This is a genomic window from Leptospira montravelensis, assembly GCF_004770045.1.
In the GTDB taxonomy this organism is placed as follows: Bacteria; Spirochaetota; Leptospiria; order Leptospirales; family Leptospiraceae; genus Leptospira_A; species Leptospira_A montravelensis.
This window is the reverse complement of sequence record NZ_RQFO01000009.1, coordinates 224,365-237,701: the sequence shown is the minus strand read 5'-3', so window position 1 is coordinate 237,701 and position 13,337 is coordinate 224,365. Positions and strand designations below refer to the sequence as shown.

13 protein-coding genes are annotated in these 13,337 nt (G+C 38.3%); 2 read left to right on the top strand and 11 right to left on the bottom strand.

Going from position 1 to position 13,337, the window contains the following annotated elements:
* Positions 1-61: 61 nt before the first annotated feature.
* From fabG to cmk, 7 genes are all read right to left on the bottom strand, one after another.
* A complete protein-coding gene (fabG, locus tag EHQ31_RS07640; RefSeq protein WP_002974939.1) occupies positions 62-823 on the bottom strand; it encodes a 3-oxoacyl-ACP reductase FabG in 762 nt (253 codons plus the stop codon).
* Between the two features lie 79 nt (positions 824-902).
* Positions 903-1,925 (bottom strand): phosphate acyltransferase PlsX, encoded by a 1,023-nt coding sequence (gene plsX / locus EHQ31_RS07635; protein WP_135574712.1) that lies wholly within the window; start codon positions 1,923-1,925, stop codon positions 903-905.
* Positions 1,926-1,930: 5 nt separating this feature from the next.
* On the bottom strand, positions 1,931-2,131 hold the full coding sequence (gene rpmF / locus EHQ31_RS07630) for a 50S ribosomal protein L32 (RefSeq protein ID WP_015679024.1): 201 nt from the start codon (positions 2,129-2,131) through the stop codon (positions 1,931-1,933).
* Positions 2,132-2,198: 67 nt separating this feature from the next.
* Positions 2,199-2,813 carry an ATP phosphoribosyltransferase gene (gene hisG / locus EHQ31_RS07625; protein ID WP_135574714.1) on the bottom strand — a complete coding sequence of 205 codons (615 nt, stop codon included), beginning with the start codon at positions 2,811-2,813 and terminating at the stop codon, positions 2,199-2,201.
* Between the two features lie 3 nt (positions 2,814-2,816).
* On the bottom strand, positions 2,817-3,563 hold the full coding sequence (locus EHQ31_RS07620; protein WP_135574716.1) for a tetratricopeptide repeat protein: 747 nt from the start codon (positions 3,561-3,563) through the stop codon (positions 2,817-2,819).
* Between the two features lie 4 nt (positions 3,564-3,567).
* Positions 3,568-5,271 (bottom strand): 30S ribosomal protein S1, encoded by a 1,704-nt coding sequence (locus tag EHQ31_RS07615; protein WP_135574718.1) that lies wholly within the window; start codon positions 5,269-5,271, stop codon positions 3,568-3,570.
* Positions 5,272-5,295: 24 nt separating this feature from the next.
* Entirely contained in the window at positions 5,296-6,048 is a 753-nt protein-coding gene (gene cmk / locus EHQ31_RS07610) for a (d)CMP kinase (protein ID WP_135574720.1), read from the bottom strand.
* Between the two features lie 144 nt (positions 6,049-6,192).
* Here cmk and EHQ31_RS07605 point away from each other — a divergent pair, with 144 nt between their 5' ends.
* The gene (locus tag EHQ31_RS07605; protein ID WP_135574722.1) at positions 6,193-7,725 is read left to right on the top strand and encodes a histidine kinase dimerization/phosphoacceptor domain -containing protein; all 1,533 of its coding nucleotides are present in this window, start codon (positions 6,193-6,195) and stop codon (positions 7,723-7,725) included.
* Here the strand turns inward: EHQ31_RS07605 and EHQ31_RS07600 are convergent.
* From EHQ31_RS07600 to EHQ31_RS07590, 3 genes are all read right to left on the bottom strand, one after another.
* On the bottom strand, positions 7,706-9,304 hold the full coding sequence (locus EHQ31_RS07600) for a hypothetical protein (protein WP_135574724.1): 1,599 nt from the start codon (positions 9,302-9,304) through the stop codon (positions 7,706-7,708). The genes EHQ31_RS07605 and EHQ31_RS07600 overlap by 20 nt on opposite strands.
* 107 nt (positions 9,305-9,411) lie before the next feature.
* Positions 9,412-9,837 (bottom strand): hypothetical protein, encoded by a 426-nt coding sequence (locus EHQ31_RS07595; protein ID WP_135574726.1) that lies wholly within the window; start codon positions 9,835-9,837, stop codon positions 9,412-9,414.
* A gap of 124 nt (positions 9,838-9,961) precedes the next feature.
* The gene (locus EHQ31_RS07590; RefSeq protein WP_135574728.1) at positions 9,962-11,095 is read right to left on the bottom strand and encodes a helix-turn-helix domain-containing protein; all 1,134 of its coding nucleotides are present in this window, start codon (positions 11,093-11,095) and stop codon (positions 9,962-9,964) included.
* A 256-nt stretch (positions 11,096-11,351) separates the two neighbouring features.
* Here EHQ31_RS07590 and EHQ31_RS07585 point away from each other — a divergent pair, with 256 nt between their 5' ends.
* Complete coding sequence (locus EHQ31_RS07585; RefSeq protein WP_135574730.1) at positions 11,352-12,005, top strand: slr1658 superfamily regulator; 654 nt, start codon at positions 11,352-11,354, stop codon at positions 12,003-12,005.
* Between the two features lie 41 nt (positions 12,006-12,046).
* Here the strand turns inward: EHQ31_RS07585 and aroA are convergent, their stop codons facing one another.
* Complete coding sequence (gene aroA, locus EHQ31_RS07580; protein WP_135574732.1) at positions 12,047-13,333, bottom strand: 3-phosphoshikimate 1-carboxyvinyltransferase; 1,287 nt, start codon at positions 13,331-13,333, stop codon at positions 12,047-12,049.
* Positions 13,334-13,337 lie beyond the last annotated feature (4 nt).

Genomic DNA, 13,337 nt, shown 5'->3' with positions numbered 1-13,337 from the left:
ACTAAGGCCAGTCTTCAAACTCATCGGAATGAAAACTGACAAAGGTTTTGTGAGCTAAATCTTAGTGTCCGCCACCTGGTAAAAATCCACCACCATTGATATCGAGGATATGTCCTGTGATAAAGGAAGATGCATCAGATGCTAAAAATGCGATTCCGTTTGCGATGTCTTCTGGAAGACCTGCTCGTTTGAGTGGAATTGCTTGTACCATACCGTGTCTGATGTTTTCTGGGATTGCTTCTGTCATTTCTGTTGCAATGAAACCTGGAGCGATTGCGTTACAACGAACCTTTCTAGAAGCCATTTCAAGAGCTACAGCTTTTGTAAAACCAATCACACCAGCTTTGGATGCTGAATAGTTTGTTTGTCCAATGTTTCCGTTTTCACCAGAGATAGAAGAAAGGTTGATGATAGATCCACCATTTTCTTGTTTCATCATGACTTTGATGGCAGCTTGTGTACAAAGATAAGTACCAGTTAGGTTCACTGCAATGACTGCATCCCACTGCTCTTTTTTCATTCTCATAAGGAGTGTATCACGAGTGATCCCTGCATTGTTGACTAGGATATCGACGGTTCCAAATTCTTTTTTTGCTGAATCGATTAATTTTTGTGCATCTTCTTCAACAGAAACGTTTGCTACAACCGCGATTGCTTTGTAACCTTTGGATTTTAATTCTTCTGCTGTTGCATTCGTTGCTTCTGGATTCATATCCGCTACAACGATATTGGCTCCAAGAGAAGCAAGTTTCAAACAAGTTGCTTTTCCTATTCCTCTTGCCCCACCAGTTACGATGGCTGTTTTTCCTGATAAACTAATCATTTGTTTTTTTCCTCTTCTTTTCTAATTCCTAAAAACTTTTTTCTAAACTAAATCTATTCAAATGAATCCGCTGAAGAAATTAAACTGAATCACTAAGTATAGTTTTGTATTCGCCGAGTCTTTCGCGAATCCTTTCGTTGATACCGTGTTTGGCGCATTCTGAAATCACTCTCACTGCATTTTTAACAGCTAATGCATTGGAAGATCCGTGCCCTATCATACAAATCCCTTCCACACCGAGTAGTAGAGCACCGCCGTATTCTGCGTAGTCTAAACGTTTTTTCACAGCGTTAAAAGTTGATTTTAAAAGTAAGGCGCCTGTCTTTGCAAGACTCGATTGCCTTATGGAACTCTTTAGAACATTAAATATAGATTTTGCAAGGCCTTCTGTGGCTTTAAGAACAATGTTCCCAATAAAACCATCACAAACTACAACATCCACTTCACGGCCACCACCGTATAAATCGCGGCCCTCTACGTTTCCTACAAAGTTAAACGGGATTTTTTTTAATAGATCAAAGGTTTTGACAGAAACAGTATTTCCCTTTTTGTCCTCTTCCCCATTGGAGAGGATTCCTACTTTAGGATTTTGAATTCCAAATAGTTCACGGGAATAAATTTCTCCCATTACTGCAAACTGTGCTAAATATTCAGGTTTACAATCTACATTGGCACCCGCATCTAACAAAAGCACAGGTGGTCCTTCTTCTCTTGGAATATGCGCAGCAATTGGAGGCCGCAGAACACCCGGTAGTCGACCAAGATGTAATAATGCGGCGGCCATAGTAGCACCTGTGTTTCCCGGAGAAAACACACCGATACATTCTTTATCTGCCACTAAACGAACTGCTTTGACTACGGAAGAATCCTCCATAGCGCGGACTGCTATCGAAGGAGAATCATTCATACCGATGATCTCAGTAGAATGAATGACACGGACTTTCTCTGTGTCATAATCAAATTTTAACAGGATATCAAGTAACTCTTGTTCGTCGCCGACGAGACAGACAGACAGTCCGAATTCTCGAACTGCCAGTACCGCGCCCTCGACGATACCTTCAGGGCCGTAATCTCCGCTCATCGCGTCCACGGCGACCCACATAACGGTTAGTTATCTTCGGTCGTTTTTTTAACTTTTTGAGCGACTACGAGTTTTCCCTTATAAAAACCGCAATAAGGGCAAACACGGTGGGACAGGACAAATGAACCACAATTGGAACACGGGTTTAAGTTAGGTTTGCCAATCGCGTGATGGGCTCTTTTCGTTCTAACTTTCGATTTTGATTTACGTCTCTTTGGGACTGCCATGGCTATCCTCTATGGAATTATAACTGGTTTTTACTATGTTTTGGAAAACCAATGTGAAAACAATATTTTAATTTTCTAGGCTCTCGATAAGAGACCGTAATTCGGTGTGTTTGTGATAAAAAGAGGAACGATTGCATACAAAACGGGCTGTACTATACAAAATTGACTCAAATTCCTTGAGACCATTGGCTTTTAAGGTCCCACCAGTGGAAACTAAGTCTACAATGCAGTCTGAAAGTCCCACAATGGGAGCAAGTTCAATCGATCCATAGAGTTTGATAATCTCGCAGGAAATCCCTTTGGAAAAAAAATATTCACGGGTAAGGTTCGGGTATTTGGTGGCCACTCGCACTTTGGAGCGTTTTGCAAAGAGATCAAAGTCAGGAAAAGAAGCAAGAGAGAGCCTACAAGCCCCTAATTTCAAATCCACAGGCGCAATGAGATCAAATCCCCCTTCCTTTAGGATGTCCCAACCTACGATTCCGGCATCAGCGGCAGCTTCTTCCACATAAGTGCAAACGTCTTGGGATCTGACAAATAAAAGGCGGAGGCGTTTGTCTTCAGAGACGAAGGTGAGTTCTTTGGAACCCTCGGATGGTAGTGTTTTTAACCATCCTTTGGATAACAAAAGAAGAGCAGTTTCTTCGGCAAGCCTACCTTTCGGGAGAGCCAAAGTTAACATAAATTAATTTTTCCCGAGTTTAAGGAGTAAATAACTAGAGAGGAGTTTTACATCTTCCCCAGACTCCGCTCCGTCAAGTTTGACTGCTTTTTCAAGATACGCTTTGGCAGCCGCCTTATCACTGTTAAGGTAGGACAAACGACCAGCTTGGTAATAAGACCAAGCCTTAAATCCATTAAGTTCTCTCGCAGGTTCGATGACAGCTGCTGCAATCTTATAATTTTCTAAAGACTTCGTGTTGTTTTTTTCTTTTTCACGGTAATTACCCGCAATATAAAAATAGAGAGCTTTGATTTCTTTAGGTGTATCAATTTTTTTTGCAGCATCTTCGAGATATCCAGCAGCTTTGCCAAATTCCCCTTTTTCCGCATAAAGTTTAGAAAGATCCTTCCAAACACGAAGTTCCATTTTACCTGTACTTTGGTTTTGTAAAAAAGTTTCTAAACTTTGGATTTGAACATCAAGACCAGCTTTCGATTTCTGTTGAGTGAGTTTCAAATCCTCAAGCGTTACCGTTTCTTTTTCAAAAAGATAAGCACGGTATTCGAAAAATCCAATCACACAAGCTAACACAACAATGGCGGATGTAAGACCTATAAAAACAGACTTACGATTACGCGCCAAAAAGTGTGTGAACTTTAAAAAAATGAGTTCTGCTTTAGAACCTTCAAAATCAGCGAACTCATCCTTTTGGATGAGTTCTGCTTGTTTTTTATGTTCGATTTGGTTTTTTTTATGAAACTTATCCATGGACCTATCGGTTTTGGTTTAAATTCATAAATGAACCGATGGATTCACGTGAAGGTTGGTTGTCTTCCTTCATGTATTTCGCCATCTCTTCACGTTCTACTGCTTTATCAAAGTCTTTGATAGAGAGAGAAATCTTTTTGTTGTTAGGTTCGATTTTGACAACTACTGTGCGAACGGAATCGCCCACTTTGTAAAGATCTTCTAACTTGATGTTACGACCATCTGGAATTTCAGAGATGTGAACTAGGCCTTCGTAACCTGGTTCTACTTCTACGAAAACACCAAAACTAACAATCGACTTCACACGACCTTCTACAAGTGTACCCGGTGGGTATTTTTTGCGAAGAGCTTCGTATGGATGTTCAGAAAGTTGTTTGAGTCCACAGCTGATTCGTTGTGCATCTAAGTTGACATCTAGGATTTTGTATTGAACCGATTGACCTTTTTTAAGGAGGTTTAATGGATTCTTTTCTTTTTCATCCCAAGTGATGTCAGAGATATGAATGAGTCCTTCGATTCCACTTTCTACTTCAACGAAAGCACCATATTTAGTGATTCCAGTGATTTTACCTTCGAGTACGTTTCCGGCACGAACGTTAGCAGAGAGAGCTTCCCAAGGGTTAGGAAGGAGTTGTTTGAGTCCGAGAGACAATCGTCTAGCTTCGAAATCAATGTCTAAAATTTCTGAGTCAACTTCTTGGCCTTTTTTCAAAACATCTTTTGGATGTGGTGGTTTTTTTGCCCAAGAAAGTTCTGTAGTATGAATGAGGCCTTCGAGACCTTCTTTGAGTTCTACGAAAGCACCGAAGTTGGTAAGAGAAGTTACGATTCCGCGAACCACCATTCCTTTTTCGAGTTCTTTCTTTGCCCAAATCCAAGGATCTTCGTAAAGTTGTTTGATGCCTAAAGAGAGTTTATTATTTTCTTTATCTACTTCCAAAACAACGACTTCTACTTCGGCACCGATGTTGAAGTATTGTTTGAAAGGAGCAAATTTTTTATAAGAAATATCGTTTTGGCGGAGAAGTCCTACCACTTCGTAAACAGAAAGGAAAACACCAAAATTGGCAATTTTCACAACCTTACCGTTCACTTTGTCCCCAACCTTTACTTTGCCGAGGAGTTCTTCCCACTTCTCTCCGTTGATTTCGTCTAGGAGAGTTTTACGAGAAACCACACCGGTTCTTGTTTTTTCATTGAGTTCAATGATTTTGAATGAAAACTCTTTTCCACCTTCAGTGGATTCTTTAAACCTGACACCTACATGAGAGGCAGGAAGGAAAAGTTGAATGCCTTCGCTTTCCACTAGGTATCCTTTGTTTTTCACTTCTCCGACAATTTTACCGGAAAGAGGATAACCGTTTTGGCTTGCATCTTTGATGGTTTCCCAACCAACTCTTTGGTCCGCTTCTTTTTTGGAGAGGACACAGTATCCGTCGACCCGCTTTTTAATGATCGCACTGACTTTCTCACCGCGTTTTGGCGTTTCAGAGAAGTCTTCACGAGAAACACGAGCTTCCAATTTTTCTCCGATATCAAGGAAAACAGTATCACCAATGACATCAACGACAGTCCCTTCGATGAGGGTACCTTTACCTGCGGAGTTTTCTTGTTCTTGTGCTTGTGACTGCGATTCCCACTTCTCTAATAATTCGCCGAAGGAAGAAGTGGTCTCATTTTTGGGGGAGGATGGGTTGGTTGAATTCAATGGTTACTTACCGGGATACAAAACTTAGATTTGCCCAGAGGACGAAACCTTGGACAGGATAGTATTTAGGACAGTTTCCGTGTCGAGGGTGCTCGTGTCAATCAGGATTGCGTCGGAAGCCTGCTTCAGGGGTGCCACAGTACGGGTGGTGTCACTTTCGTCCCGGGCCACAATTTCGTCTTTTATGTGGTTTAGGTCGGCTTTGAAACCCTTTGCAACTAATTCTTCGTATCGGCGTTTGGCCCGCACTTCCACAGAGGCAGTCAGAAAAAATTTAAATTTGGATTTGGGAAATACTTCTGTGCCGATATCACGACCATCCATGACCAATTTATGGTTTTTTGCAAATTCTCGGATATGGCGGTTTAAAATTTCTCGGAAGGCCCTTCGGGGGGCAATGTAACGGATCTTTTTGGTGATCTCCGGATCGCGGATTTCGCGACTTATGTCCCTATCTCCCAGAAACATTAAATTTTCACCTGCCGACGAAAGTTCACAATGTACGGGAATTTTTGCTACTGAATATCCGAATTCTGCTTCGTCTCTATCCAGAAGGCTTGCGTCTGCCAATTTCTCTGTATAAAATGGAAACTTAGACTCATCCTCTTTTGTTTCTAAAAACTTTTCCCATATAGCAAGAGTTAGTGCTCGGTAATAAGCCCCAGAATCTAAGTAGAGATACCCAATTTTTTGGGCGATCATACGAGCAAGTGTACTTTTTCCAGAGCCGGCTGGCCCATCAATGGCAATGACTTTTTCTATATTGGAGAGACTCATAGTTTTAATTTCTAAAACTAGAACAGGATTTGATTTCGTCCAGAGGAATTCTTAAAGAAAAGAAAGACTAACTTGTGGTAAGCGATTTTACCTTGACATGTTTATTTTTCCCACCGAGGATCAGTGACACTTGGTGGCATATCAGTGAAGTTAAGAAATCGCAATCTGGATCCAGAACGAATTGCCGACTTCGAATGTTTCCGGAGCGGAATATTAGAACTCATTGTAAAAAATTCACCTCTTAATGAGGTTCTGAACGAAATTGTCCTTGGGATTGAGACACTGAATCCAACAATGATTTGTACCGTTGTCCTCATTGAGAATTCCAAAATCAAAATTGGAGCTGCCCCTTCTCTTCCTAAAATTTACAACGATGCCATCGAAGGAGTCCAGATTGGACCCGAAACAGGTTCCTGTGGAACAGCAGCATACACTGGCAAACGTGTGATTGTAGAAAATATTGAGACAAGTCCATTATGGAAAAACTACAAGGAAATTGCACTTCGTGTAGGTCTTCTTTCCTGTTGGTCAGAACCAATCAAGTCTCATACCAATGAAATCATTGGAACTTTTGCCATATACCACCATGAAATTGCAAGCCCGAGTGAGTTTGATATCTTTATCATTTCGGAAACAGCAGATTTAGTTAGCATAGCCATAGAAAAATCTATAGTCTCAACGAAACTAACGGAAAGCGAAAGAAGGTTTCGTGATTTTTTTGAAAAGAACTCTTCTGTGATGCTCATCATTGAACCAAATACTGGAGAGATTATCGATGCTAACCAAACAGCCGTTCAATTTTATGGATACCCACATGAAATACTAATTAAGATGAAAATTACAGATATCAATATGCTTCCCGAAGAAGAAGTCAAACAAGAACGGATGCGAGCACTCTCTGAAGAAAGAAGTTATTTTTCCTTTCCTCATAAATTGGCAAACGAAGAAATCAAACAAGTGGAAGTGTATTCCACTCCTATCGAAACAAGTAATAGACATCTATTGTTTTCAATCATCCATGATGTGACAGAAAGAAAAATCGCTGAAGAAAAAGTAAAATCTCTTCTTTCTGAAAAAGAAATGATATTACGAGAAGTACATCATAGGATTAAAAACAATATGACTATTTTGTTCAATCTCTTGGACTTACAGGCGAAAGCACAAGAGAACGAACATATTTCAAACTCTCTTAAAGATGCCACTAGCCGCATCAAAACCATGTCCCTACTCTATGATAAATTGTATTCCGGAAAAGCTGTACACGAATTGCGTTTAGATGAATACCTAATTCCTTTATCTCAAGAAATTATTTCGTTATTTCCTTATCAGGTAAAATTAGAAACAGATGTAATTAGCATACAACTTACTTCCGAACAATTACAGGCAGTTGGTATCATTACAAACGAACTTCTCACAAACAGTCTCAAATATGCAAGAGATCCATCAAAAGAATTGGAAATTCAAATTAAAGTTTGGAAAGAAGAAGATAATTACCATTTATTCATCAAGGATAATGGAAAAGGATTTGATACTCAAATGAGTAATTCAGAAAACCTTGGGTTTGGTTTGACTTTAGTTAATATGTTAACTACACAACTTTCCGGCAAACTTAAATTTCAAGGGAATGCCGGAGCAGAATACAATATAGTATTTCCAATTAATAGGACCCGCCATTAAAAGGCGAAAAACTATAACGAAAACGTTTTTTAGAATTTCCTAAATAAGCAAATTCCATTCGTATATTTTCAATGCGGTTGGTATCGGTAGTACTATCAAAATATAACCTTACTTCTTTCTCCATAGTTTTCCTATAAAAATAGTTTTCCTTTACATATTGATACATCTGAAGATACAAAGTTTGATCCTCTAATGATAACTTTGGGTTTGGTTTTTCTGCACTTTGGCTTGCAAACTTTAATTTTCCATTGATAAACCGTAGGTTTGATTGTAATAGATAATTGATGGGATTTGACTGTTCAATTTGAATTACCAAAGGAATTTTCACCTGATTACAATTCCAATAAAATCTAAGAGTAGGTTCTTCTAATTTGACATCTTTCCAATAGAATTCTAATTCGTTTTTTATACCACAAAACTCACTGGACTTCTCGTCAGAGTTTGGAACTATAACCGATGTTTTGGGAAAATAAGAAAAAACTATTTTTTTTCTACTAAAATTTGAATAAACTCCGTGGGGAATCCAAAGGGAATCCTCAACTTTTTGTACCATATCCGTTGCGACTTGTTCCCCATTTCTTTTTTTTAGTTCTTTATATAATGAAGTCGAAAGAGTATTTATAAATTCAGGAAAAAAACGATCTCCAGCATTTGTTTTTTCTATCGCTTGAAATATAGTAACATCCGCAAGATCTGTCCCTACGATTTGCCTGTATGACCACAACAAAGTAGGAATAAAAGCGAAGTCCTTTTTAAAATCTGATTCTATGGAAGAATCATAAATACCAATTTCCCTGTCCAAACGAAATGTTGAAACTAGGAGTTGGCGTTTAACCGCTTCACATGTTTTATGTGTATATAAGACTGGATGGTCTAAAAAGGAGGCAGCATAATAATCTGATATTCCTTCGGCTAGGGAACGGCCAATGGCATTATTACCTAAATATTTCCCGGTGATTAAATGTGTGTATTCATGATAGATCGCATCTGGACAAGCTGCCGTATCTATTATACGTTCAAAGGCAAATGTGCTGAGTACTGGAATATCCCATTTCGGAGCAAACCACAATTCACTTTGCCAATTACCATTAAATTCTGATGGGGGAATGGTTAATGCCGTATTTTTAAGAGAAACTTTGGAATCAATATATTCTGTAGGCGAATAAGCATAAGGTGCATTAACCCTTACTACAACTCTTGGATAAAATTCAGTAATTTTATCTTTTGATCCAGAGTTGAGTGTTATTGTTTTCCATCTAGCTTCGATTTTTTGAAGTTGGTATCCAAGAGTAAGGTATTTTAGATTTCCTTCTAATTGACTCATTGGCATAGGCGTTTCTTCCAAACCAGAATGGATAGAAAAGTGATCCAATATATAATTTGTTTTTGATTTGAGGTTTAGTTCTTCTATCGATACATTTTTATGAACGAACTGTTTACGCCCATTATCCCAATCCAAAACTTGATTTTCTTTTTTGGTTTCTGAGTATAGGCTTAGGCTGGAAGTGAAAACAAAAACAGAAAACAAAGTGTAGATTTTTATCTTCCAATTACCTGTGCCACATTTCTTATTCTTCATTTTGTTATACTCTATTTATTGGATTTTTTATAAAAGGACCTTGTTTCTTCTCTTTTGATATTAAGAAGAAAACAAAGTCATAAATTTTTTATTGGTTACTGTTAGAACTATAAGCCAAGTCCGACAGAATCATACATTCCGCCAGTAACAACATTACTGAGTCCACCTGCGTGAATGACCAAACCAACAACTGCAACAACTGTCACAGATGCTAAAACATTTTCCAAAACTCGAAAGTTTGTTCCATGTAAATAGTTTCCAGTAGATTGTTTCAATTGAATGGAAGAAGCAATTCTATCTAAGTCTTGGTCGAGTGTTCCTGCGAATTCAGCATTTTTAATTTCTCTGCTGATTCGTGCAAACTCATGCGGAGTAATATGAGCTTTTAAATACGCATGTGCTTCTTTGTTTGTCATTCCATTGTTAACCAATACTTTTGCTGCTTCCTTCACGCTCATTTGGTTAGCTGGTGCTGCAAATGCTGCTTGAGTGGCAAACACGATAGCGAGTAGTAAACTGATTTTCTTTTTCATGGGATTGTCCTTTAAATCAAATTTGTTCTTAGCGGAATTTCTTGGAACTCCCCTCTCAAACTTGAATCCATCCTACTACAAAAAAGAAACCAGATCGTCTGGATCGATCGAATTGGATTGAAAACTACGACCGAATGGATCGAACTGGATGTTTTTTCAGTATTTTTTCTCTATATTCTCTGGGAGTGGTACCTGTTTCTTTTTTGAAAGCTTCGTTGAAGGTAGATTTGGATCCAAATCCCACATCATAGGCAATGGCAAGAAGAGAGCGATCCGGTTCTTTTTCAATTTTTTCCTTAGCTTCATTCACTCGGAAATAATTTGTGTATTGGTAAAAGCTTTGTTTGATTTCCGTATTTAAAAATTCGGAGAGTTGGTGGGAACTTAAATCGATTCTTTCTGCTAATTCACGAAGACTTAGTTTTTCTTCACGGTAGATTTTTTCTTTCTCAAACAAATCTTGCAGTTTGTTTCGGATTTGATTATGATCCAATTTGGATATCTGTGAAATCTTTGCCTTTTTTTCATCTTCGACAATTTTTCGAACTTCCAAAAAGAAATCGGGGTAACTTTGTCTTAGCACATATAAAAAACATAAAAAGATTCCGATGGCAATTCCGGTCAGTTGATGTGCCGTTTGGCCTCCCCTGGCCAAAGTGATGAGTCCGTGAATGGACAATGCCATACAAAATCCAACAATGGTGATTCCTATTCTTAAAGTGTAATTTTTACGAAAGGTACTCCAGCGAATTTGTTTGGATATCCTTCTGAATATTCGGAGCAAACACAAAATATATATCAGGATGGTTGGCAAAACCAACAATAAAGGCCGATTTAAAAAGGGATTTAATCCAAGGGATTGGCTTTCTAAATAACTAGTTTTGTTCCAAAAATTCCAAAAAACAATCAAAACAAATAAAAATACCAATGGCACAATTCGGTAAGAAAAACGTCGAAATGATCGGATTTTACCTTCCATAATCGTAAGAAAGTATTCATCAAGTAGAACACCGAGGCAGGAAACAATCGGCAAATCAGTTAAAAATAATGGGTAAAGCCATTTGATTTTACCGGATGAAATTAAATAAAAGTTAAATAATATGTAACTGGTTCCAAGGAAAATAATTCCTAAAAGAATTTGTTTTCTATTTTTATGATAACTAAAGAATTCTCCGATTGCGTATAAAAACCCAAGTAATGCGGCAAATAGCAGGAAAAAATTTAAGTATTCGTTGTAAAATGGTAAAGGGGAATTCATAGAGTCACCGAATTAAAAACCAAAAGTATGGTTTGATAGTTACAATTAGACGAGAAGTAGAAACGATCAATCATAACTGTATATTGATTCCCAAAGAAATAGAAATATTTTTCCAGATTAATTAACACAAGTTGGTAAAACTTCGAACACATTTTGTCCGATTCGATCGAAACCTATTTTTTTAAAGGTAAGAATGGATCTAATCAGACGACTAAATTTATGATTTAAGATATCCTTAATTCATAAGAGGTGCCCAATGTCTTTTGTTACTTTAACTTCCACAAAACAAACTAATCCTATCAAAGCGGAACATTCCCAAAACTATATTCAAATGAAAAATGAAAAACCAGTTACAACGGAAAACAAAAGTTTACTACTGGAACAAAAGATTTTTTTCCATAGTCAATTATCCATAGCGGTGTCTGCGGCAGATATGAATTTCTATTGGAAAAGATGCGACGTATTATCTAATTTTATATCTCAGTTTTACTTCCACTCTTATGAAGCAAAGAAGTTAGATAAAAATGCGATCTCCACAATTATCAATGAACTTGTGGAAAACGCAGCAAAATATTCTGACAAAGAAAATAGTACTGTTTACATTGAAATCAAAGACCTTGGAACCGATTTACGTTTAGAGGTTAAAAATCATGTGACCCCTTGGATGAAAGCGATCTTTGAAAATAAAATACAAACTATTAAAGACGGAGATATTAACCAGTTATATTTTGATGCTTTAGAATCACGAAACAATGGAAGTGGATCTGAAGGAATGGGTTTACTTATATTATTGAAAGATTACCAATTGAAACTTGCTTATGAATTTAATGAAACAGAAGAACATGGTTTTGATCTGACCATTCGAGTTCACATCCCAGTTGAAAGTAACCAAAAGGATTTGGCATTATAAATCCTTTTGGTTATTCAATAAAGCAAAGAGTTTGGTTTTTGCTAAAAGGTTTTTAAGATATCGAAAAATCCAGGAAAACTGGTGTCTACCCAACTGGTATCGTCGAACTTTAGTTCGACGCCAGTTAGCTTTGAAAGTATGGCAAAACTCATTGCAATCCTGTGGTCCATAAAAGTTTCAATTGCAGCGGGATTGATTTCCTTTACTTCCCCAAATTCGTATCCATCTTTGGATTCATTTACTGTGACTCCAAGTCGCTCTAGATTGGAAACCATCGACAAGATTCGATCAGATTCTTTGGCACGAAGTTCTTCCGCATGAGAGATTCGAAATCCCCCTTCTGAAAATAAACCCGCGATGGTAAGGATAGGAATTTCATCGATGATGGATGGAATTAAATCTTCTGTAATCACAGACCTCTTTAGTTTTGAAGGATAAACGAGTAAATCCCCTATCTCTTCACCGCATTCTTGTCGTTTTGCGGTCACTTCAATTTTGCCACCCATATTTTTTAAAACCGTGATCACTCCGACACGAGAAGGATTGAGACCAATGTTACGAATGAGGAGAGGTTCACTCCCACCCGCACAAAGTCCAAAAACTATATAAAAGGCAGCACTGGAAATATCACCAGGGATCACAAACTTTGTCCCTTCAAAATGATAGGGTGGTTCTACCGTAAAGTGAATCGGAGAATGGTGTTTGATATTTCCGCCGAGAAATCGAATCATATTTTCTGTATGGTCGCGGGAAACTTCTGGTTCTTTATAATCAATCGAAATCTCTGAAGCAAGAGCCGCCAGAACCAATGCACTTTTGATTTGTGCCGAAGCAATGGGGCTTGTGTAAGAATAAGTTTTTAGTTGTTTGCCAGTCACACGAAGAGGAGCCCGATCATTTCCTTCCACGGAGACAATGTCCGCTCCCATTTCGCGCAGTGGATTCATGATCCTTGCCATAGGCCGTTTGCAGAGTGAAGCATCTCCCGTGAGTGTGGCAGAAATCCCAGGAAGTCCAGCAAGGAGTCCCGCTGATAATCGAATCCCAGTACCTGCATTGCCAAAATCTAGAACCTCTACCGGGGATTTTAAGTTTTGTTTCCCTGGGCTTTGTACGGAATAACTTCCTTTCCCAATTGACTCCACCGAAAGCCCTAAATTGGCAAAACAATTTAAGGTATGAAGGGGATCTTCTCCTTCTAAAAAACCATGAATTTCCGATTTTCCTTGGGAGAGTGCACTAAAGAGTACGGACCTATGGGAGATGGACTTATCTCCAGGGACATAAATTTCTTTTTTCGCACTTAATTTGATTTGGGGCTTCAACATGTTG